Here is a 20,659-nt window from a genome sequence, read left to right on the forward strand (position 1 = left end):
GCAGCCATCGACGGTGCGGCGGCGCTGCTGCTCGTCGACGAGGAGGGTCTGAGGGCGACGGGCCGAGAGCCGCTGGCCCGCTTCAGCGCGACGGGCGTCTCCGCCACCGACCCGCATTGCTTCGGGCTCGCGCCCGTGGAGGCGGTGAACCGGGCACTCGCCAAGGCCGGCAAAAGGTTCGGCGACCTGTCCGTGCTGGAGCTGAACGAGGCGTTCGCCGCGCAGGTGCTGGGGTGTGTGGCCGAGTGGCCCGAGTTCGATCCCGCGATCCTCAATCCGCAGGGCGGCGCGATCGCGCTGGGGCATCCGCTGGGTGCGTCCGGGGCCCGGCTCGCCGGGACGGTCGCTCATCAACTGGCCCGGCGGGGCAGTGGTGTGGGTGTGGCCACGCTGTGTGTCGGGGTGGGGCAAGGGCTCGCCCTCGTCCTGGAACGCTGAGCGATGCGCGCGGCTGCGGGCCGTCGGTGGCCGGTCGCGCCCGCGCGGCGGAGCCGCATATCGATCCCGCCCCGCGCCCCTTCAGGGCAGGTTTCCTTGCCCCGTCGACGACAACCGTAAGAACCCTCAGGGATTCCCCATGACCATCACGCAACGCGACATCGACCAGGAGATCGCGGCTGAGCGGGCCGCGTACGAGAAGCGGCTCGCCGACGGAGGGCCCGTCGAGCACCAGCCGCGCCGCGACTACGCGCCGTACCGGTCCTCGGTGCTGCGGCACCCCAAACAGCCGCCGGTCACCATCGACGTCAGCAAGGACCCCGAGCTGGTGGAGCTGTCCTCCCCCGCCTTCGGCGAACGGGACGTCACCGAGATCGACAACGACCTCACCCGGCAGCACGACGGCGAACCGCTCGGCGAGCGCATCACCGTCTCCGGACGGCTGCTGGACCGCGACGGCCGCCCCGTGCGCGGCCAACTCGTGGAGATCTGGCAGGCCAACTCGGCGGGCCGGTACGCCCACCAGCGCGAGCAGCACGACGCGCCCCTGGACCCCAACTTCACCGGCGTGGGCCGCACCCTCACCGACGACGACGGCCACTACCGCTTCACCACCGTCCAGCCGGGCCCCTACCCCTGGCGCCAGCACGTCAACGCCTGGCGGCCGGCGCACATCCACTTCTCGCTCTTCGGCACGGCGTTCACCCAGCGGCTGGTGACGCAGATGTACTTCCCGAGCGACCCGCTGTTCCCCTACGACCCGATCATCCAGTCCGTGACGGACGACGCGGCCCGGCAGCGGCTGGTCGCCACGTACGACCACGGCCTGTCGGTGCCGGAGTTCTCGATGGGCTACCACTGGGACATCGTGCTGGACGGCCCGCGGGCCACCTGGATCGAAGAAGGGCGCTGACCGGCCATGACGAAGATCGACACCAGCCGACCCGACAGCGTGCTGCCCACCCCGTCGCACACCGTCGGCCCGTTCTACGGCCACGCCCTGCCGTTCCGCGGCGGCGAGGACATCGCACCCCTCGGGCATCCGGACACCGTCACCGTGCACGGTCACGTCACCGACGGCGAGGGGGGCCCGCTGCCGGACGCCCTGATCGAACTGTGGGGCCCGGACCCCGACGGCAACCTCCCGACGGCCGACGGCTCGATGCGGCGCGACGCGGCATCCGGGGGGTTTCTCGGGCGCAACGGCGTGGAGTTCACGGGCTGGGGACGCATCCAGACCGACGCGAACGGCCACTGGTACGCGCGCACCCTGCGGCCCGGTGCGCGGGGCCGCAACGCCCCGTACCTCAGCGTGTGCGTGTTCGCCCGAGGGCTGCTCGTGCACCTGTACACGCGGATCTACCTGCCGGACGACGCGGCGGTGCTCGCTGCCGACCCGCTGCTGTCCTCGCTGGCGGACACCCGCCGCGACACGCTGATCGCGAAGGAGGAGGCGAACGGCACGTACCGTTTCGACATCCGCCTTCAGGGCGAAGGCGAGACGGTCTTCCTGGAGTTCACGTGACGGCGCACCCCGGTGACACCGGCCTGCTCGCCCCCGGCTGGGCCGGCTCGGCGGCCTCCACGGCCACCGGCGACGAGGCGTATCTGCGGGCCCTGCTCGACGCGGAGGCCGCGCTGACCCGCGCCCAGGCCGCGACCGGGTTCGCCCCGGCCGAGGCGGCGACGGCGGTGACCGAGGCGGCCGGTGCCGCCGCCTTCGACGTCCGCTCCCTCGCCGAGCGCGCCCGGGCGGGCGGCAACCCCGTCATCCCCCTGGTGGAGGAGCTGACGCGGGCCGTGGGCGAGGCGTACGGCGCCTACGTCCACCGCGGCGCGACCAGCCAGGACATCATGGACACGGCGACGATGCTGGTGGCCGCGCGCACCCTGGACGTGGTGCTGGCCGACCTCGGGCGTACCGAGCAGGCGCTGGCCCGGCTGGCCGCCGGGCACCGCGACACCGCGATGCCGGGGCGGACCCTCACCCAGCACGCGGTACCGATCACGTTCGGACTGAAGGCGGCCGGGTGGCGGTCGCTGGTGCTGGACGCGCGGGACCGGGTGCGGGCCGCCCGGGAGTCGCTGCCCGCCCAGCTCGGGGGCGCGGCGGGAACGCTGGCGGCCTTCGGGGCGTACGGTGCGAGCGATCCGGCCGGGCTGCCGGAGGCGTACGCCCGGGAACTCGGTCTGCGGGCACCCGACCTGCCGTGGCACAGCCTGCGGACGCCGGTCGCCGACCTCGCCGGGTGTCTGGCCTTCACGGCGGGCGCGCTCGGCAAGCTCGCCGTGGACGTGCTCACCCTGTCGCGTACCGAGATCGCCGAGCTCGCGGAGGGCAGCGGCGGGGGTTCGTCCGCCATGCCGCACAAGTCCAACCCGGTACGTTCCACGCTGATCGCCTCCGCCGCACGGCGGGCACCCCAGCTCGCGGCGACCCTGTACGGGGCGATGGCAGCGGAGGACGAACGCCCGGCCGGGGCCTGGCACGCCGAGTGGGAACCGCTGCGGGATCTGCTGCGGCTGGTCGGCGGGGCCGCCCGGGACGCGGCCGAACTGGCGCAGGGGCTGCGGGTCAGACCGGAGGTCATGCGTGAACACCTGGACCTCACCCACGGGTTGATCGTCTCCGAACGGCTGGCCGCCGAGCTGGCCCCGGTGCTGGGCCGTGCCCGCGCCAAGGAGCTCCTCACGCGGCTGGCCGCCGCCGGGCAACCCCTCACCGAGGCACCCGAGCTGGCCGGGGTGGATCTCGACCCGGCTCATTACACGGGCTCCGCCGGAGCCCTCACCGACCGTGCGCTGGAGCGACGTTGACACTCCTGAACCACCACACCGAAGGACCCGCCTCCGCTCCCCCGCTGTTCCTCGGCCCCTCGCTCGGCACGTCGTACGCCCTGTGGGACGACGTGGCGCCCGAACTGTCGCTCACCCACCGGGTGGTGCGCTGGGACCTGCCCGGGCACGGCGGTTCGGCGGCGGGTCTCGTCCGGGCCGGCGCGACGGTCGGCGACCTCGCCGGGCTGGTGCTGACGCTCGCCGACTCGCTCGGCGTCGAGCGGTTCGCGTACGCGGGTGTGTCGCTGGGCGGGGCCGTGGGGTTGCATCTCGCGGTGCACCATCCGCAGCGGCTGTCGTCGCTCGCCGTGATCTGTTCGTCGGCGCACTTCAACGGATCCAGGCCCTGGGAGGAACGAGCCGCGCTGGTGCGGCGGGAGGGGCTGGCCGGGCTGGCGGACAACGCGGGAGCGCGCTGGTTCGCCGGCGACTTCACCGTGCCCCGCCTGGTCCGGGACCACCGGGACGCCGCCCCGGAGGCCTACGCCGCCTGCTGTGACGCGCTCGCCGCGTTCGACCTGCGGGAGCGGCTCACGGAGATCGCCGTCCCGACCCTGCTGGTCGCCGGCCGGGAGGATCCCGCGACCCCGCCCGCGCACCTGAGGGAGATCGCCGACGCCGTGCCGGGCGCGACGCTCGTGGAGCTGCCGGGCGCCTCCCACCTGGCACCCGCGCAGTGCCCGGAGGCGGTGCTGACCGCCCTGCGCGCCCACTTCGGCCAGGGTGCCCGGCGGGGCATGGCCGTGCGGCGCGAAGTGCTCGGCGACGCGCACGTCGACCGGGCCCAGGCCCGCCAGACACCGTTCACGGCGCGCTTCCAGGACTTCATCTCGCGCTACGCGTGGGGCGAGATCTGGACCGACCCCACCCTGTCGCGCCGCGAACGCAGCATGATCACCCTCACCGCGCTGGTCGCGCACGGCCACTACGACGAGCTGGCCATGCATGTCCGCGCGGCACGCCGCAACGGGCTCACCCCGGAGGAGATCGGCGCGGTGCTGCTGCAGACGGCGGTGTACTGCGGTGTGCCGGCGGCGAACTCGGCGTTCGCGACGGCCCAGCGGGTGCTGGCCGAGGAGGACGGCACCTCGTGAGCGGCGCGGGACAGGGCTGCGCAGGGCTGTGGGGCAGTGTGGTGACCGGCGCCACGCAGGCGGACAGGAGCCGGGCGCCCGTCGGCCGGTTGCTCGGCGTGCGCGTCAGGCCGGGCCGGTACCGGCCCTGAGCGCGGCCCGTGCCCGCTCCGCCAGCGCGTCGGCGCCGCACGAGACCGCCAGGTCGAGGCCGCGGTGCAGGTCGGTGGCCGAACGGGCGGCGATGCCGAACTCGATGCGGGCGGCCGCGTGTTCGTACAGGCAGGGCGAGGCCTCCAGATAGGTGACGGCCTGGCCGTAGAGCCGGACCGCCCGCTGCCCCGTCTCCAGGTCGGCGGCGCAGCGCAGGGCTTCTCCTATCGCGGTGTCGGTGCCGAAGCGCTCGGCCTGGCGGCGTACGTCGACGGCGAGCCGGGCGGCCCGCGCCGGGTCCTCGGTGCGCAGGGCCCGGGCGAGATCGGCCGCCCAGGGGACGAGCACCGGGTTGTGGTGGCCGCGGGCCGCCGCCGCCTTCTCCGCGGCCTCCAGCTCGTTGATGCCGTCCTTGGTGCGGCCGACGGCCAGCAGCAGCCGGCCGCGCACGGATCGCGGGTCGGGCAGGACGATGGTGGACGGGTAGGGCGGTGCGAAGCCGTGCCGTTCGGCGACGTCCCAGGCCTGTTCGACCTGGCCGCGGGCGAGCAGGGTGTCGACCAGGCTGCACGTCGCGGACCAGTACAGAGGCAGGCCGCGGCCGACGCGCTCGGCGAGGCGCAGCGCTTCGCGCAGGGACGCCTCCGCCTCCTTCAGCCGGCCCCGCCTGCGGTGGCCGATCCCGACGTAGGCGTGGGCCAGGGCGAGGTGGCCGCCGCTCCAGCCGGCTGTCTCGTAAGCGCGCAGCGCTTCGTTGTAGAGGGTTTCGGCGCGGTCGAGGCGGTCGGTGAAGCCGTACGCGTTGGCCAGCATCAGCAGCAGTTCGATGCCCCACTCGGTGTCGGTCCAGCCGAATCCCGGGGCGAGCCGGCCGTTGACGAGGGCGCGGTCGCACAGTTCGACGACCTCCTCGGCGTTCTCGCCGTGCATCAGGGCGTCGAAGCCGCGCAGGATGAGCAGGGCGCGTTCGGAGTTGTCCCGGCCGGTGCAGGGGCGGGCCAGGTCGGCGAGCCGCTGGGAGCGGTCGGGTGAGGCGGCCTCGCCGGCGTGCAGCCCCTCCCACATGAACTGCGCGGCCTGCAGCCGCATCCGGGCGGGGCCCGGCTGAAGCCGGGCGGCCTCCGCCTCGACCGTGCGGACCGCCTCCTCCAGCTGGTTGTTGTGCAGGAGTGCCTGGGAGAGCCGGAAGACGGCGTCCACCCGCTGGTCGCCGTCGAGGCCGGGCATGCCGAGCGCGGTCCGCAGATGGCCGATGGTGCGGGCGGGAGCGGTGAGGAAGGTGGCCTCGGCGAGTTCGTAGAGGACGTGCGGGTGGGACTCGGGCCGCGGTGGTTCCTTCAGGGCACGCTCCAGGCAGCGGCGGGCCGCGTCGGGGGCGCCGACGGCGAGGTGCTCGCGGGCGGCCTCGCGCAGTTGCCCGACGAGTTCCTCGTCGTCGTCCGGGTGGACCTCCAGGAGGTGACGGGCGGCGGCCGCGGCGCCGTGTCCCTCGTCGGAGACGATCCGGGCGGCGATGCCGTGCATGGCGGTGCGCAGGGCGTCGGGGATGGAGTTGTAGACGGCGGTCGCGATCAGCGGGTGGACGAACTCCAGGTCGCCGTCGGCGCTGCGGCCGGTCGCGGGGTCGGGCGCGGTGAGGATGCGGGCGGTGCGCAGCAGTTCGGCGCAGCGGCGGGCGTCGTCCGGCTGCAGGGTGGCGAGTTTGGCGACCAGGCCGACGGAGATGCCGGTGCCGAGGATGGCGGCGGCCCAGGCGAACCGGGTGGCGTCGATGCCGAGTTCCTCCAGGCGGGCGACGAGGCCGCCGCCGCGGGCGGAGCGGTTCAGTTCACGCAGTTCACCGGCCCGGGCCTCGACCGGTTCGAGCTCGCTGTCCTGCACCTTGGCGAGGAGTTCGACGGTTTCGTAGGGGTTGCCGGCGGTGACGGCCCAGACCTCGCGGCAGAAGGCGGCGTCGGCGTGTTCGCCCAGGGTGGCGCGGGTGAGTCCCGCGGTGGCGCCCGGGGTGAGGGCGCTGAGGGTGGTGGCGGGGCCGTCCGCGGCGGCGGCGACGGCGTCGAGGTGGCGGGCGCTCGCGCCGGCGGTTTCCTCGGGGCGGCGGGTGACGACGACCAGGACGGACATCTCGTCGAGGCGCTCGGCGAGTCCCGCGAGCCAGTGCAGGGTCTCGTGGTCCGCCCAGTGGGCGTCGTCGATCAGCAGCACCAGCGGCCAGTCCCTGCGGGCGAGCCGGCGTACGGCCGCGACCAGACCGTCGCACACGCCCTGCGGGTCGGCCTGCCGGTCTCCGGGGTCCGCGATGCCGAGGGCGGGGCCGGCGATGTCGTACCAGTCGCCGAGGTACTCGCGGGCCTCCTCGGGCAGCATCGACACCAGCGCCGGCTGCAGCAGCTGCCGTACCACGTTGAAGGGGACCGACCTGAGGGTCTCGCCGCCGCGCGCCGACCAGACCGTGCAGCCGCGCGCTTCGGCGATGCGGCGGGTTTCGGCCAGCAGCGCGGTCTTGCCGAGTCCGGCCTCGCCGCGGAAGACCAGCAGTCCGCCGGACGAGGAACGGTCCGCGCACAGGTTGTCGACCGCCCGCTCGACGGCGGCGACCTCCTGGTCGCGCTCCCACAGGGAAGCCGAGGCGGCGGCCATGGGCCGTACCTCCGTCATCCCGCTACCTCCCCAAGTCGCCCGAACGACGTACAGATGTCGAGCGTAGCCGTCCGATTGCCCGAGTGGAGGGTGGTCGGGGCACCTCTTGCCGTGATGGGTGACACGGGGTACGGCCGGTCGACGCACTTGTCCCGTCACCAGCCGTCCTGAAGTCAACGACGGTCGAGGCCGCGGGAGATGACGTCCTTTCAGCATTTTCCGGGGCACGAGTCCGGCGTCCACGGCTTCCGGGTGGCGATCACCGAAGCGCGCTTCGTCACGTCGTGGGCCGGTGGCGAGGGGACGAGGCTCCGGCGAAACCGTACGCGCGTTTCGCGCTCGCGTTCTTCTTCCGTCCCGGCGGAGGGGTGCTTTTCGGCCCCCTGAGAGGAGCGAGTGGGCGGGCGCGGCGTCCGGCGCGGGGCCTGGCGCGAGCCGTCGTGGAACAGCCGGTTCCGACGCCTCTCATGCCTCTTTCACCGACGCCTCATACGGTGGGGGCATGACGCAGGAGACTCCTCCCGGGTGGTACGCCGATCCCGGACAGACAAGTGACGGGCCCGCCACCGAGCGCTGGTGGGACGGCAAGGCCTGGACGGACCGCATCCGCCCGGCGCAGCCGCCCGCGTGGGGTCCCCCGACAGGCCCGGCGCCCACCGGCCCCGCACCCTCCGGCCAGGCCCCTGGCGGCACACCGCCCGCTCCGGCCGAATCCGAGGTGCCGGGGACGGGACAGCCGGCAGGCGCGGCGGCGCCGACGAGCGGTGAGACGCCGGGAGCCGGGGGGCAGGCCGGGACCGACGCGCCCGGGGCCGGTGAGCCGGGCGATGCCGGACAGGCGGCAGTCCCCGGGCAGTACCCAAGTGGTGCCGGGCAGGCGGCAAGCGGCTGGGGGCCGGGGGGGAACGGGTACCCGGGGGCTGCTTCGCAGCCCGCAGTCGGCGGGCAGCCCGGCGGTTCGCATCCGGCAGGCGGCGGATACCCCGCCGCCCATCCCGCCTATCCCGCTTATCCCGCCGCCCCTCCGGGCGGACAGGGGCGGCGGCTGCGCATAGGTGCCGCCGTCGCCGCGGCCGTGGTGGTCCTCACCTGCATCGGCGTGGGCGTGTACGCGCTGGCGGACGACGGCGGCAAGGGCGACGCGCCCACCTCGCAGGCGCCCGGCGGGCCGGGCGCGCCCGGGGGTCAGGGCGGGCCGTTCGGCGGGCCGGGCGGGTCGGGGGGCTCCGGCGGGTCCGGTGGCGACGGCGGGTCCGGCGGGTCCGGCGGGCAGAGTCCGCGGCCCGAGCAGTCCCAGCCGCCGAAGATCAGGAGCGGGTCGGTGACCGACACGGTCAGCGGCATCAGCCTGCCGATCCCGAAGGGCTGGTACGGCCAGCAGGCCAACGCCGGTGCGCAGGTGACGTCCGACGACTCCTACAAGTGCCCCGGCGACACCTCCTCGACGTGCACGAAGGGCGGCGCCTACTCCGCCCCGGCCCTTCTCCTCGGTGCCAAGGGCGCCACCGCCGAGGAGATCGCGAAGGCGGACATCGCCAAGAACGCCGAGGAGTCCTACGGCGGCAAGTCCTACGGCGGCATCACCTCCCACGACGTACTCGACTCCAAGGCCGTGACCGTGGCCGGGCAGCGCGGCTACCTGGTCCGCTGGAAGGCCGTCACGAAGAAGGGCGCCGACGGCATCGTGGAGTCGCTCGCGTTCCCCTCACCGGCGAACGCCAAGCAGATGGTCGTCGTACGGTTCGGCGTCGACGCGGACCAGAAGGAGGCCGTGCTGGACGAGATCACCAAGGGCATCAAGGTGTCGATGGGCAGCGGCAACGGCCAGGACGTCTGACCTCCCGGCCCACGGACGCCGGTCGGCCGGGTGGGGCGCCCCCGCCGCTCACAGGGGCACCCCACCCGGCCGGGGGTGCGCGCCGCCCCCGTCCCCACGGGTCGGCGCGGTCGGGTCACCGTCCGTTCATCCGGCGGACGGCGGCCCGGGTCTCAGGTCAGGTCCAGTGCCGGCAGTACGGCGGCCTCCACGAAACGGACCAGGTAGTCGGGGTCGGCCCACTCGCCCTCCAGGAGGGGCCGCACCCGCAGGACCCCGAGCAGCTGGGCCGGGATGTACTCCAGTGCCGGGTGGTCGGCGGGGACCTCTCCGCGTTCGACCCCACGCCGGATGATCTCCTTCAGCGCGGCGATCTCCGGCTCGACCAGCGCCTCGCGCAGCGCACGCTGCAACTCCGGGTCCTGGCCCGCGGCATGGGCGAGCGCCTGGAGCAGTTTGGTGTCCCGGCCGGACAGCTCGCCCGCCGCCCGGGCCGCCTCGCGCAGGTCCTCGGCGAGCGAGCCGGTGTCGATGCAGCGCGTCCGCCGGTGGGAGCGCAGCGCCGCCGCCACCAGCTGGGGCTTGGTCTTCCACTGGCGGTAGAGCGTGGACTTGCTGCACCGGGTGCTCGCGGCGACGCCTTCCATGGTGACGGAGTCGTAGCCGCACTCCCCCAGCTGTTCCAGCACGGCGTCGTAGAACTCCTGCTCACGCTCCGGCGTGATCTTGGAGCGGCGCGTGGCACCGACCGGCTCGGGCCGGTCCGCGGCCTGCGACGTCATGGCGATGCTCCTGGCTTCGGTCGGCGGCCGGAAAATTCCCGGCCGGCGGTGTGTCGTACGTCTATCGATACACCAGTGTACCGGTACGCAGCCGTATCGGTACACTGGCGTATCGGTACGCTCTCGTACCGATAACAGCGCCACCGTCACCGAAGGGGCCGGGGGATGAATGCCCGCACCGAGCCTGCGCCGGCGGGGTCCGACGCGATAGCGCGACCGCCGCTCGTCCGGGAGCTCCTGCTCGTCGCAGGGCTCTTCCTCGTCTACAAGTTCGGCCGGCAACTGGCCACGGGTCACACCGGTGAGGCCCTTGGCGACGCGCACCGCGTGTGGGACTTCGAGCGGGCGGTCCACCTGCCCGGCGAGGGGGCGGTGCAGTCCCTGCTGCTGCACGGCGACGGCCTGGTGCACGTCGCGAACAGCTACTACGCGGCCGTTCACTTCCCCGCCACCGTCGCCTTCCTGGTCTGGCTCTACCTGCGGCGGCCGGGCCACTACGTCTGGGCGCGCCGCGTGCTGGCCGCCGTCACGGCCGCCGCGCTGGTGCTGCACCTGCTGTTCCCGCTCGCCCCGCCGCGCATGCTCGCCGCGACCGGCCTGATCGACACGGCGCGGGTGTACGGGCCGTCGGTGTACGGCGACCCCGCGACGGACTCGCTGTCGAACCAGTTCGCGGCGATGCCGTCCCTGCACTTCGGCTGGGCGCTGATGGTGGCGGTCGGGCTGATCGTCGCGACGCGCTCCCGATGGCGGTGGCTCTGGCTGGTGCATCCGCTGCTGACCCTGCTGGTGATCGTCGGCACCGCCAACCACTACTGGCTCGACGCACTCGTGGCGGCGGCCCTGCTCGGGCTCGCTCTCGCGCTCGTTCACCTGCCGCCCCGCACCGCGAGCACGGCCACGCCTGCGCAGGGCAGCCTCGTACCGGCGCAGCGGGACGAGCGGGCATTCGCAGGGGCCGGCCGATGAGCGCCGTGGTGATCGCCGCCGCCCTGTCCCTGGTCTCCGCCGTCGCCTACGCCGCCGCCGCGGTCACCCAGGAGCGGCTGGCGTCCCGTTCCCGGGGCGCGGGCACGCTGCGGCTGCTGGGCACCGGCGCCTGGTGGTGGTCGGCCGGGCTGAACGCGTCGGCCGCGCTCCTGCACGTCGTCGCCCTCCGGTACGGCCCGCTGACCGTGGTCCAGCCGCTCGGCGCGCTCACCCTGATCGCGGCGGTGCCGATGGGGGCGCGGCTGGCGGGACGCCGGGTCGGCGCGGTCGAGTGGAGGGGCACCGCGCTGACGCTGCTGGGGCTGGGCGCCATCCTGGTGACGGCGTCCGGTCCGGAGCCGGACGACGTGCTGAGCGTTCCCGAGGCACTGGCGGTCGCGGGTGCCGCGGCGGCGCTCATCGGCGTGCTGTCCCGGCCGGGCACCCGCCCCGGGCTGCGGCACGCGTCCGCGTCCGGTCTCGCCTCCGGGGTCGCCTCGGCCCTCACGCAGACGGTGACGGTGGCCGCGACGGACCGGTCCGGGCCGGTGCTGAGCGTCCAGGTGGTCGCTGTGGCCCTGCTCGTGGCGGCGTTCGCGGCCGGCGGGCTGCTGCTGTCGCAGACCGCGTACCGGGGCGGGCTGGGCGGTCCCCTCGCGATGGTGACCCTGTCGAATCCCCTGGCCGCCGCGGTGATCGGCCTGTCGTTGCTGGGCGAACGCCTCCAGGGGGGTCCGGCGGGCGTGCTGCTCGCGCTCGCCGGGGCGGGCCTGTCGTCCTGGGGCGTGGTGCTGCTCACCCGGGCACCCACGGCCGCCCCGATGAACGACGACCATGCGGTGGACGACCACCGTGCGGTGGAGGACGACCATCCGGTGGCCGCCGTCCTGGCGCTGGAGCCCGGCTCGGCCACGACCGAACCCGTGCTGGTGCCCCGGCCGCACGATCCGGGGCACCTCGCTCCCGCTACCCGGTGACGATCGCCGGGTCGCTGACCCCCGGCTGCCCGTTCTCCACGTGCCCCGCGAACCGCCGCAGGAACGCCTTGTCGCCCTCGGTGGTGACGGTCAGGTCGTACCAGCGGCGGCCGGCGGCGAGATCGACGGTCCGGCACACCTTGGCGCCGGGGCGGACGGTGACCGTCGAGGGCCGGCCGCCGTAGCCGTCGGAGATCTTCAGGCGGGCCGTTCCGGATCCCTTGTTGGTGAAGGTCAGCTCGATGTCGTCACCGGTGTGGCGGGCCGTGACCTCGCAGCCGGTCGTCCTGTTCGAGCCTTTGAAGACGCGCACGAAGCCGTTCGGGCCGTGCACGGTCAGGTCGTAGGAGCCCCCGGAGTACGCCGAGTTCCACGTGTCGGAGAGGGTCTTGCCGGCCTCGGTGGTGTACGTCCAGGGGCCGTCGGTGCGGTTGCCCGACGTGACGTGGAAGGCGCCGCCGGACTTCGCGCCGGAGGCGAGGGTGAGGGTGAGCTTCCCGGCCGCGGCGTCGACCGAGGCGTCCACGTGCGGGGCGTACTTCAGCGGCCGGGTACGGCGCAGTCCGCGTTCCTGCCGCGGCATGCGCGGGTCGGCCGGCGGGACGGGCCTGTAGTCCGGGTGGCGCTCGCGGTCCTGCGGCTCGTAGGCCTCGGTGCCGGGCAGCGGGGCCGGGCGGGTGTCCTTGCGGGAGAAGTCGAACGCGGAGGTCAGGTCGCCGCAGACGGCCCGGCGCCACGGCGAGATGTTGGTCTCGCGCACACCGAAGCGGCGCTCCATGAACCGCAGGATCGACGTGTGGTCGAGGGTCTCGGAGCAGACGTAGCCGCCCCTGCTCCACGGGGAGACGACCAGCATCGGGACCCGGGGGCCGAGTCCGTAGGGGCCGGCCGTGTTCTTGGCGTCGCCCGGGAAGAGGTCGAGGGAGACGTCGACGGTGGACAGGCCACGGGAGGCGTCCTTGGGGGGCAGCGGAGGCACCACGTGGTCGAAGAAGCCGTCGTTCTCGTCGTAGGTGATGAACAGGGCCGTCTTCGACCAGACCTCCGGGTTGGAGGTGAGGGCGTCCAGGACCTGCGCGATGTACCAGGCGCCGTAGTTCGACGGCCAGTTGGAGTGCTCGGAGAAGGCCTCGGGGGCGGCGATCCAGGAGATCTGGGGCAGTTTGCCGGCCTTCACGTCCGCCTTCAGCACGTCGAAGTAGCCGTCGCCGGCCTTGGCGTTCGTGCCGGTGCGGGCTTTGTCGTACCAGGGGTCGCCGGGCTTGGCGTCGCGGTACTTGTCGAAGTACAGCAGCGAGTTGTCGCCGTAGTTGCCGCGGTAGGCGTCCTGGATCCAGCCCCACGAGCCCTTCGCGTCGAGGCCGTCGCCGATGTCCTGGTAGATCTTCCAGGAGATGCCGGCCTGCTCCAGGCGTTCGGGGTACGTCGTCCAGCCGTAGCCGAGTTCGTCGTTGCCGAGGACCGGGCCGCCGCCGGTGCCGTCGTTGCCCGTGTACCCCGACCACATGTAGTAGCGGTTGGGGTCGGTGGAGCCGATGAACGAGCAGTGGTAGGCGTCGCAGACGGTGAACGAGTCGGCGAGGGCGTAGTGGAAGGGGATGTCCTCACGGGTCAGGTACGCCATGGTGGTGGTGCCCTTCGCGGGCACCCAGCGGTCGTACTTGCCGCCGTCGTAGGCCTGATGGCCGTCGGGCCAGGAGTGCGGCAGGCCCTCCAGGAACTGCATGCCGAGGTCGTCGGCGTCCGGGTGGAACGGCAGGATCTCCTTGCCGTCCTTCTCCTGGTGCCAGACGGGTTTGCCGTTGTCGAGGGTGACCGGCCGGGGGTCGCCGAAGCCGCGGACGCCTCTCAGGGTGCCGAAGTAGTGGTCGAAGGAACGGTTCTCCTGCATGAGGACGACGATGTGCTCGACGTCCTCGATCGACCCGGTGCGGTGGTTCGCCGGCAGGGCGGCGGCGCGCTGGATGCTGGCGGACAGGGCACTGAAGGCCGTGGTGGCGCCCGCGAGTTGGAGGAAGCGGCGCCGGTTGACTTCGGACATGAAGGACAGACCTCTCATCCTGAGGTGCGGGATGGCCGGAGCGTGACGGAATCTGCGCGGAAGGAGTGTTTCAGGGACACCAAACACCAAGGAAGGGGCGCGTGACACTCATGTGAAAGTCGCCGGTACGGAGGGTGTGCCGGGGCGTTGCCAGGGGAGGGTGAGGGGCGTGACAGAGACGCAGACGGTTTCCCCGCCGACGAAACGGCCCGTTCGCCAGCTCCTCGCCGCCTCCGTGGGCAACGCGGTCGAGTGGTACGACTGGTACGCCTACACGTTTCTGGCCACCTACATAGCCGCCCAGGTCTTCCCGAAGAGCGCGGACAACTCGCTGGTACCGCTGCTGTCCACGTTCGCGGTGTTCGCGGTCGGCTTCTTCATGCGGCCGGTGGGCGGACTGCTGATGGGCGCCGTCGCGGACCGGCACGGGCGGCGAGCCGCCCTCACGGTCACGATCCTGCTGATGGGCGGCAGCAGTCTGCTGGTCGGGCTGACCCCGACGTACGCCGCGGTGGGCGTGCTCGCGCCGGTGATCCTGGTGCTGGCGCGGCTGCTCCAGGGCCTGTCCGTGGGGGGCGAGTTCGCGGCTTCGACGACCTTTCTGGTGGAGTCGGCGGGTCCCGGCCGGCGGGGGCTGTTCTCCAGCTTCCAGTACGTGTCGACGACGGTGGGGCAGCTGGTCGCCTCCGGCATCGCCACCCTGCTGGTGGACACGCTGAGCGACGGGCAGATGAACGGCTGGGGCTGGCGCGTGCCGTTCGCGCTCGGGGCCGTACTGAGCCTGGTCGGTTTCTGGATCCGGCAGGGCGCACAGGAGACCCGCAGCGCCGAACAGCAGCAGGCCCCGCGCCCGGGCCTGTTCGAGGCGCTGCGCCGGCACCCGCGCGAGTCGCTCCTCATCGGCGGCATCACGGCGGGCGGCACGATCGCCTACTACACGTGGACGTCGTACCTGCCGACGTACGCCGAACTCAACGCGGGCATCGAGAAGTCGGACGCGCTGCTCGCGGGCACGATCTCACTGGCCTTCTTCGCCCTGCTGCAACCGCTCGGCGGCCTGCTCTCGGACCGCTTCGGCCGCCGCTCCCTGCTGCTCTTCTTCGGCTTGGGCTTCGCGCTGCTCACGGTGCCGCTGCTGCACGCCCTGCGCGAGTCGTTCGCCGTGCTGCTGCTCGTGCAGTGCGCGGGCATGGTGCTGCTGACCGGCTTCACCTCGATCAGCGCGGCCGTGAACGCCGAGATCTTCCCACCCCGGGTCCGCGCGGCGGGCATCGGCTTCCCGTACTCGCTGACGGTGGCCCTCTTCGGCGGCACGGCGCCGTACGTGGGCACGCTGTTCAAGGAGCAGGGACACGCGGGGCTGTTCCCCTGGTACGTCGCGGTGATCTGTCTGGTGTCGTCGGTGGTGTACCTGCGGCTGCCGGAGACGGCTCACGCACCGCTGCGGCGGTGAGGGGGTACGCCGTCGGGGACCGGCTGCTCACCGTCCTTGCCGTCGTCCTCGTGCGGTTCGTCGTGCGGCTCGTCGTGCGGTCCCGCACCGTTGGGTGACCCGGCGGCGGAGGCCGGCACACCCTCCTTCACGGCGACCCGCTCGGGGTCGACCACGGCGTCGGTGGTCCTGCCCACCTCCGACAGCGTCATCTGGGCGCGGTCGTCGACGAGCCGGGTCACCAGGTGCTGTGCGGCGCCGAAGGCCGCGGCCCAGGCGAGGACCTGCGCCCGGCTGTCCAGGTCGCTGAGCCCGGGGACGAAGGCGCCGCGGATCAGCAGCAACCCGAGGAAGGCCGACAGGGCGCCGGTGGGCAGCTTCAGCACCGCCGACGCCAGGGGCAGCATGTACGGCGAGTCGGTGCCCCGGATGCGGCGCAGCGAGGCGATGACGGTGAGGGCGGCACCGGCGAGGCCGGCGATCTCGACGGTGAGGATGTCCGTGGCACCGGCCAGTCGGCTCGGGTCCGTGTCGGCCGGCTCGTTGTGGTACTCGGCGGTGGGGCACACGACGGTGACCGTGCCTCCGGAGCCGCCCGAGGGCGAGAAGCACAGGCTCAGCGAACTGGGCGAGAACCACCCGTAGAGGGCCAGGTTCACCACCCCGATCATCACGAGGACCGTCGCGACCCAGAGGGTGTTGCGCAGGCTGCGCACCCGCGCCAGTTCGTCGTCCAGGCTGCTGTACGCGGCGTCGAGCGCCCGGCCCATCAGATCCCGGTCACTCGGGGTCACGTCGCCGGAGATGATGGAACGCAGCCTCAGGGCGAGCCGCACCCGGCGTGGGTCGTCAGCGGCCAGGTGATCCTTGACCAGCGCCATGACCTCACTGGCGCGGCCCGCGGCTTCTTGGGCGGAAACCAGTTGAATCAACAACACCTCGGCGTTGCGGATATTCGAGCACACCCCCTCACGGGCCGCCGATCCCGACCACGGTTTCCGCCATCCGAAATCCTCGTCCGCGGCCGCGCGGGCTTTGTCGAGATGCCCGCGCATTCCCTCGATGAGCGCGGTCCGGTCTCCGCGGGCCCGCCGGGTGTTCTCGTGTTCCAGTTCCGCCTCGAGATAGGCGATACGTGCTCGGGCCCGTGCGCGCCAAGCGGTCCGGGGCGGGCCGGCGTGCGCTCTCCTCGTGATCCGCCGGCGCGGGCGGGCGGTCCTGCTCTCGGTGCCGGTCACTCGTACACGGCGGGTACGTGCAGCCGGTCCCAGGATCTGCGACCCGGTGTGCCATCGGCGTCGTGGCCCGAGAAGCCGAGCTTGTGCTGCCACTTCGAGTACGACTTCCGGTCGGCCTCGCTCCATTGCGAGTCGGGTCCGCCGGCGTACGCCGAGCAGCCCTCCTCGATGAGGCGGTAGCCCATGGCCTCGATGACGGGACTGGTCACGGAGGACTGGAAGAAGTCGGCACCCGGGAACGGTTCGTACTCTCCGTGCATCTCCGGCGCCGAGACGCGAATCTTCTGGCCGGGGAAGATGATGTCCGGATTTTCGATCTGGGGATTCCATTCGAGAATCTGGTCCAGCGTCACATGGAACGTGGACGCGATCTTGATGAGGGTGTCACCACGTTTGACGGTATAGAACTCCGTTGTCTTTTCCATACATCCACGATAAATGCATCAGCTGCCATAGCGAAGTCGAGAATTCCGTTGCGTTTTCACTTTTTGACGCGGAAACCAGCGGAAACCAGAGGGGCGCCTGAACAAGGCCGTAGCCCGTCAGCGCCCCTCAGCACACACCCACCCGGGTCCGGAACGGACCCGCTCGACGTCCCCTTACCCGCCCACGCTCCGCCTGCCCGGCTCCTGCAACTGCGCATCGAGGTTCCGCGCGAACTGCGACCAGGTCTCGGCGTACTGGCGGGCCAGGTTCATCACCAGGGCACCGCAGTGCGGCGGGACCGCCGCGGTGAGCTCGGTCCACTGCTGCATGCCGACGGCGTTCTGGTGCAGCAGGCGCAGCAGGTTCCGCCCCTCCTCCTTGTGACGCAGGGAGGGGTCGCGCAACAGCTTCTCCAGGACGTCCTGGGGGTCGCCGTCATCCCGGTCGTCAGCCCGCCCGGCGGGCAGTGGGCACACCACGCCGGCGGGCTGGGCCGCCTTGGCCTGACGGGTCTTGTGTCCGCGTCCGACGACCGGATCCTGGCCGGCCCGCAACCGTCTTCGGACATCGCTCACGGTCGCCGGTGAGAGCCCTGCCAGACGCGCGATCTCCCGCAGCGAGGCGTCCGGGCGCTCGCCGATCAGCTCCGCCGCACGCCTGCGCCCCTCGTCGCTGCTGAGCGGACGGACCTTGCCGTCCCTGCCCACTCGCGCGTGCAGGTGCAGCACGCCGTCGTGCTGCCTGCGGATGGCGGCCACGGTCTTGGCCCCGAGGCCGGAGGCACGCGCGACCGCCCGGTCCGACAGGTGCGGGTGGGACCTGACGATCTTCGCCGCCGCGGCCCGCCGGTCGGCCTGCGAGAGCGGCAGGCCGTGGGTCACGTTCGCCTGCACGGCACGCAGGAACGCCTCGTCGGCGCTGCCCTCGAAGAACTCCACTCTGATGGTCCGCCGCCCTCTGACGAAGGCGGCCATCAGGCGGTGCATCCCGTCGATGACGTGCAGCGTGCGGCGGTCGACGAGGATGGGCGGCAGAGGCTCTTCCACCTCCGCCAGGCGGGCCACGTGTTCCGCGTCCGGCCCGCACGAGCGCAGGGAGACGCCCGGCATGATCGAAGTGATGGGAATGTCCTGCACCGCCGGCGGGCTCGCCTCCTCAGGCCCGGGGGACGCCGTCGGGCCGGCGTCGCGGGCGACGACTCCGGTTCCGGCCGCTCCGGTTAAGTCCGCGGCCGAGGAATAGTGAGAGACGTCGATCATCTGATTCATTCTGTCCACCCCGTTGACTGACAGCTCACAGAATCTGACTTACGCCGCGACCGGTCGGCTCAGCACCACCGGTCCGCACGACCGGAACGGACCGGTATACGGCCCGGCCCGGGGCCCGGGCACACCCCATCGGCGGAATCTGGAATTCCGTGCATCTCCCCCCGTTCTGAGATGTCGCCCGCGCCTTCACCACCAATGCTCACGCGTCACTCTGGTCATTGTCGAGCCCTCTGTTAGAGGAACGCGACATTCACAGGATCCGTCATGACCCGTTCATCTCAACGCTCATGACAGCTCGTCAGTTCCCGTGGGCGCCTCGGGTCACGGCGCCGGGGCCGCCTGTCGCTCGAGCGGCATGATCCAAACGACGGGCCTTAGTTGCCCCCGCCCGGGGCGATCAGGCCCGTCTCGTAGGCGAAGACGACGGCCTGGACGCGATCGCGCAGGTCGAGCTTGGACAGGATGCGGCCGACATGGCTCTTGACGGTGGTGGGGCTCAGGAACAGCCGCTCGGCCAACTCTGCGTTGCTGAGTCCCGTGGCCAGGAGGCGGAGCACCTCCAGTTCACGCGGCGTCAGACCGGACAGGTCGCGGTGCGGCGCGACGGTCTGGGGTTCTTCGGGCACGGCGAAGCGCTCGATCAGCCGGCGGGTGATCGTCGGCGCGAGGAGGGCGTCACCGGACTGCACCATGCGCAAGGCGGACACCAGGCGTTCGGGGGTGACGTCCTTGAGCAGGAAGCCACTGGCCCCGGCCGTGAGCGCGGCATAGACGTACTGGTCGAGGTCGTACGTGGTGAGGATGATGACCCGCGTCTCCGGCGGACCGTCACCGCCGAGGATGCGCCGGGTGGCCTCGATGCCGTCCATCACCGGCATCCGGATGTCCATGAGGACGACGTCGGGCCGTGTGCGGCGCACCGCTGAGACGGCCTCTGCCCCGTCCGCCGCCTCGGCCGCCACCTCGATGCCGTCCGCGGCGAGGATCATTTTGAAACCGGTGCGCACGAGGGCCTGGTCGTCTGCGATGACGGCGCGCAGCGGCGGCCGCTCCCCGCTCATGCCGCGCTCCGCGGGATGCGGGCGGCGACCCGGTAGCCGCCGCTCGGCGTCGGACCGGCCGTCAGTTCGCCGTCGTACACGGCCAGCCGCTCCCGCAGCCCCATGTGGCCGCGGCCGTTGCTCTCCACCGGCGGGGCGTCCTTCACGCCTCCGGTGTCCGTGACCTCGATCTCCAGACAGTCGTCGGTGTATCCGATGGCGACGGACGCCTCCGCGCCGCGTGCGTGCTTGATCGTGTTGGTCAAGGCCTCCTGCACGACCCGGTACGCCGCCAGGTCGACCCCCGAGGGCAGCGGTTCCTTCGGCAGCGACACGCCGACGCTCACGGGCGTCCCGGCGGCACGCACCCGGGCGACCAGCGCGTCGAGCTGCGCCAGCCCCGGCTGCGGCTCCAGGCCGTCGGGTCTTTCGTGGTCCGGAGCCGCCAACAGGCCCATCACATGCCGCAGTTCGGCCATGGCGGCCCTGCCGCCGGCCTCGACGGCCAACAACGCCTCCTTGGACTGCTCGGGGACCACGTCCATCACTTTGCGGGCCGCGCCCGCCTGGATCACCATCACGCTGACATTGTGGGTCACGACGTCGTGCAGTTCGGCGGCAATACGCGCCCGCTCCTCCGCGACGGCCCGGCGCATGGCCTCCTCCCGCTCCTGCTGCAACTCGGTGACCCGGTCCCGGCTGGACGCCAGCCGCAGCTGCAGGAACCGGACGAGACTGGCCAGCATCCCGGCCACCAGCAGCACGAATCCCGGGCTGGACCAGCCGGGGAGCAGGGGATCGGCGTTGCGGAACGCGTAACCGGACAGTGCGGCGGCCATCACCAGGACGGCGATGGCCAGTATCCGGTAACGGCTGTACACGACGGCGCTGTAGGCACCGACGACACAGGTCAGGACGGTGATCCAGGAGGCGGAGCCACCGATGGCCAGCGCCGCGACCAGCACCGTCACGAACGTGGACAGCGGGTACAGGCGCCTCAGTCCGAGCGGCAGCGTCGACAGGATGACCATGGCCCAGGGGACGGGCGCAGCGTCTTCCTCCGCGGGCGCCTGATCCGGTCCGGGCGAGGGCGGCGCCGGCACGCCGGTCCCGGTGTCGATCTTTGGGGGGTTCACATCCACCGGCCCGTTGCCGGGGTACCGCACCGCCACGAACAGAGCAACGGCGGTCAGCACCACCGCCAGCACCACGTCCACGCGCACCGCCCGCTTCGACTGCGGGGCGGACTTCGCCTCGGGGCGCAGCGCGTCGATGAGCTGGTGAAGCCGGCGGCGCCGGTCTTGCGTCTCCATCCGTCCATTGTGGGGCGCTCGCCGCCCGGTCCGCGTCCACCTGTCTGATCAGGGCATTGTCTTCGAGGCCTACTCCTCAGGTAGGACTCCCGAGCCGAATCATCCGCTGGGAGGGGCCGATGTTGGTTCCGCGGCCGACGCGTCGCGAGGGCGGCAGCCTCTAGGTTCACAGAGTCGGCAACGGCATGTGCCTCTCGCGATCGTAAGGACGGACC

16 protein-coding genes and 1 pseudogene are annotated in these 20,659 nt (G+C 72.5%); 9 read left to right on the forward strand and 8 right to left on the reverse strand.

What is annotated here, in order from left to right:
- Positions 1–9: 9 nt before the first annotated feature.
- The 5 genes and pseudogenes from ACIQU3_RS06135 to pcaD all read left to right on the forward strand — a co-directional run.
- A pseudogene (locus ACIQU3_RS06135) lies at positions 10–438 on the forward strand (3-oxoadipyl-CoA thiolase); the annotation flags it as partial.
- Positions 439–577: 139 nt separating this feature from the next.
- Positions 578–1,351, forward strand: coding sequence for a protocatechuate 3,4-dioxygenase subunit beta (pcaH, locus tag ACIQU3_RS06140; RefSeq protein ID WP_403743095.1), 774 nt, complete (start codon positions 578–580; stop codon positions 1,349–1,351).
- A 6-nt stretch (positions 1,352–1,357) separates the two neighbouring features.
- On the forward strand, positions 1,358–1,963 hold the full coding sequence (pcaG, locus tag ACIQU3_RS06145; RefSeq protein WP_403743092.1) for a protocatechuate 3,4-dioxygenase subunit alpha: 606 nt from the start codon (positions 1,358–1,360) through the stop codon (positions 1,961–1,963).
- On the forward strand, positions 1,960–3,255 hold the full coding sequence (gene pcaB, locus ACIQU3_RS06150) for a 3-carboxy-cis,cis-muconate cycloisomerase (RefSeq protein WP_403923519.1): 1,296 nt from the start codon (positions 1,960–1,962) through the stop codon (positions 3,253–3,255). Before pcaG ends, pcaB begins: the two co-directional genes overlap by 4 nt.
- Positions 3,252–4,370 (forward strand): 3-oxoadipate enol-lactonase, encoded by a 1,119-nt coding sequence (pcaD, locus tag ACIQU3_RS06155; protein WP_403923521.1) that lies wholly within the window; start codon positions 3,252–3,254, stop codon positions 4,368–4,370. The genes pcaB and pcaD overlap by 4 nt, the downstream gene beginning before the upstream one ends.
- A 105-nt stretch (positions 4,371–4,475) precedes the next feature.
- Here the strand turns inward: pcaD and ACIQU3_RS06160 are convergent, their stop codons facing one another.
- A complete protein-coding gene (locus tag ACIQU3_RS06160; protein WP_403923523.1) occupies positions 4,476–7,160 on the reverse strand; it encodes an ATP-binding protein in 2,685 nt (894 codons plus the stop codon).
- Positions 7,161–7,644: 484 nt separating this feature from the next.
- On the opposite strand from ACIQU3_RS06160, the gene ACIQU3_RS06165 reads away from it, so the two are divergent.
- Positions 7,645–8,979, forward strand: a complete 1,335-nt coding sequence (locus ACIQU3_RS06165) for a DUF2510 domain-containing protein (protein WP_403923525.1) — start codon at positions 7,645–7,647, stop codon at positions 8,977–8,979.
- 152 nt (positions 8,980–9,131) lie between these two features.
- On the opposite strand, the gene ACIQU3_RS06170 is transcribed toward ACIQU3_RS06165, so the two are convergent.
- Positions 9,132–9,740, reverse strand: a complete 609-nt coding sequence (locus ACIQU3_RS06170) for a TetR/AcrR family transcriptional regulator (RefSeq protein ID WP_403743079.1) — start codon at positions 9,738–9,740, stop codon at positions 9,132–9,134.
- A 165-nt stretch (positions 9,741–9,905) separates the two neighbouring features.
- Between ACIQU3_RS06170 and ACIQU3_RS06175 the strand changes: the two genes are divergently transcribed.
- Both ACIQU3_RS06175 and ACIQU3_RS06180 read left to right on the forward strand, forming a co-directional pair.
- Complete coding sequence (locus ACIQU3_RS06175) at positions 9,906–10,709, forward strand: phosphatase PAP2 family protein (protein WP_403743076.1); 804 nt, start codon at positions 9,906–9,908, stop codon at positions 10,707–10,709.
- The gene (locus tag ACIQU3_RS06180; protein WP_403923527.1) at positions 10,706–11,686 is read left to right on the forward strand and encodes a hypothetical protein; all 981 of its coding nucleotides are present in this window, start codon (positions 10,706–10,708) and stop codon (positions 11,684–11,686) included. The genes ACIQU3_RS06175 and ACIQU3_RS06180 overlap by 4 nt, the downstream gene beginning before the upstream one ends.
- Here the strand turns inward: ACIQU3_RS06180 and ACIQU3_RS06185 are convergent.
- Positions 11,676–13,727, reverse strand: coding sequence for a phosphocholine-specific phospholipase C (locus tag ACIQU3_RS06185; RefSeq protein WP_403743070.1), 2,052 nt, complete (start codon positions 13,725–13,727; stop codon positions 11,676–11,678). The genes ACIQU3_RS06180 and ACIQU3_RS06185 overlap by 11 nt on opposite strands.
- A 169-nt stretch (positions 13,728–13,896) precedes the next feature.
- On the opposite strand from ACIQU3_RS06185, the gene ACIQU3_RS06190 reads away from it, so the two are divergent.
- On the forward strand, positions 13,897–15,180 hold the full coding sequence (locus ACIQU3_RS06190; protein ID WP_403923530.1) for an MFS transporter: 1,284 nt from the start codon (positions 13,897–13,899) through the stop codon (positions 15,178–15,180).
- Here the strand turns inward: ACIQU3_RS06190 and ACIQU3_RS06195 are convergent.
- From ACIQU3_RS06195 to ACIQU3_RS06215, 5 genes are all read right to left on the reverse strand, one after another.
- Positions 15,159–16,097, reverse strand: coding sequence for a hypothetical protein (locus ACIQU3_RS06195; RefSeq protein ID WP_403923567.1), 939 nt, complete (start codon positions 16,095–16,097; stop codon positions 15,159–15,161). The genes ACIQU3_RS06190 and ACIQU3_RS06195 overlap by 22 nt on opposite strands.
- A 296-nt stretch (positions 16,098–16,393) precedes the next feature.
- Entirely contained in the window at positions 16,394–16,822 is a 429-nt protein-coding gene (locus ACIQU3_RS06200) for a peptidoglycan-binding protein (protein ID WP_403743060.1), read from the reverse strand.
- A 174-nt stretch (positions 16,823–16,996) separates the two neighbouring features.
- Positions 16,997–17,932 (reverse strand): transcriptional regulator, encoded by a 936-nt coding sequence (locus tag ACIQU3_RS06205; RefSeq protein ID WP_403923531.1) that lies wholly within the window; start codon positions 17,930–17,932, stop codon positions 16,997–16,999.
- Between the two features lie 533 nt (positions 17,933–18,465).
- Positions 18,466–19,152, reverse strand: coding sequence for a response regulator (locus tag ACIQU3_RS06210; RefSeq protein ID WP_403743054.1), 687 nt, complete (start codon positions 19,150–19,152; stop codon positions 18,466–18,468).
- On the reverse strand, positions 19,149–20,444 hold the full coding sequence (locus ACIQU3_RS06215) for a histidine kinase (protein WP_403923533.1): 1,296 nt from the start codon (positions 20,442–20,444) through the stop codon (positions 19,149–19,151). Before ACIQU3_RS06215 ends, ACIQU3_RS06210 begins: the two co-directional genes overlap by 4 nt.
- Positions 20,445–20,659: the final 215 nt, after the last annotated feature.

Origin of the sequence: Streptomyces sp. NPDC101110, assembly GCF_044759525.1 — a bacterium.
Taxonomy (GTDB): Bacteria; Actinomycetota; Actinomycetes; order Streptomycetales; family Streptomycetaceae; genus Streptomyces.

What these genes read in the sequence shown, in the direction of transcription:
- pcaH (WP_403743095.1), top strand. Translation starts at nt 578, where the DNA reads ATGACCATCACGCAACGCGACATCGACCAGGAGATCGCGGCTGAGCGG.
- pcaG (WP_403743092.1), top strand. Translation starts at nt 1,358, where the DNA reads ATGACGAAGATCGACACCAGCCGACCCGACAGCGTGCTGCCCACCCCG.
- ACIQU3_RS06160 (WP_403923523.1), bottom strand. Translation starts at nt 7,160, where the DNA reads ATGACGGAGGTACGGCCCATGGCCGCCGCCTCGGCTTCCCTGTGGGAG.
- ACIQU3_RS06165 (WP_403923525.1), top strand. Translation starts at nt 7,645, where the DNA reads ATGACGCAGGAGACTCCTCCCGGGTGGTACGCCGATCCCGGACAGACA.
- ACIQU3_RS06170 (WP_403743079.1), bottom strand. Translation starts at nt 9,740, where the DNA reads ATGACGTCGCAGGCCGCGGACCGGCCCGAGCCGGTCGGTGCCACGCGC.
- ACIQU3_RS06175 (WP_403743076.1), top strand. Translation starts at nt 9,906, where the DNA reads ATGAATGCCCGCACCGAGCCTGCGCCGGCGGGGTCCGACGCGATAGCG.
- ACIQU3_RS06180 (WP_403923527.1), top strand. Translation starts at nt 10,706, where the DNA reads ATGAGCGCCGTGGTGATCGCCGCCGCCCTGTCCCTGGTCTCCGCCGTC.
- ACIQU3_RS06185 (WP_403743070.1), bottom strand. Translation starts at nt 13,727, where the DNA reads ATGTCCGAAGTCAACCGGCGCCGCTTCCTCCAACTCGCGGGCGCCACC.
- ACIQU3_RS06200 (WP_403743060.1), bottom strand. Translation starts at nt 16,822, where the DNA reads ATGGAAAAGACAACGGAGTTCTATACCGTCAAACGTGGTGACACCCTC.
- ACIQU3_RS06205 (WP_403923531.1), bottom strand. Translation starts at nt 17,932, where the DNA reads ATGCCGGGCGTCTCCCTGCGCTCGTGCGGGCCGGACGCGGAACACGTG.
- ACIQU3_RS06210 (WP_403743054.1), bottom strand. Translation starts at nt 19,152, where the DNA reads ATGAGCGGGGAGCGGCCGCCGCTGCGCGCCGTCATCGCAGACGACCAG.
- ACIQU3_RS06215 (WP_403923533.1), bottom strand. Translation starts at nt 20,444, where the DNA reads ATGGAGACGCAAGACCGGCGCCGCCGGCTTCACCAGCTCATCGACGCG.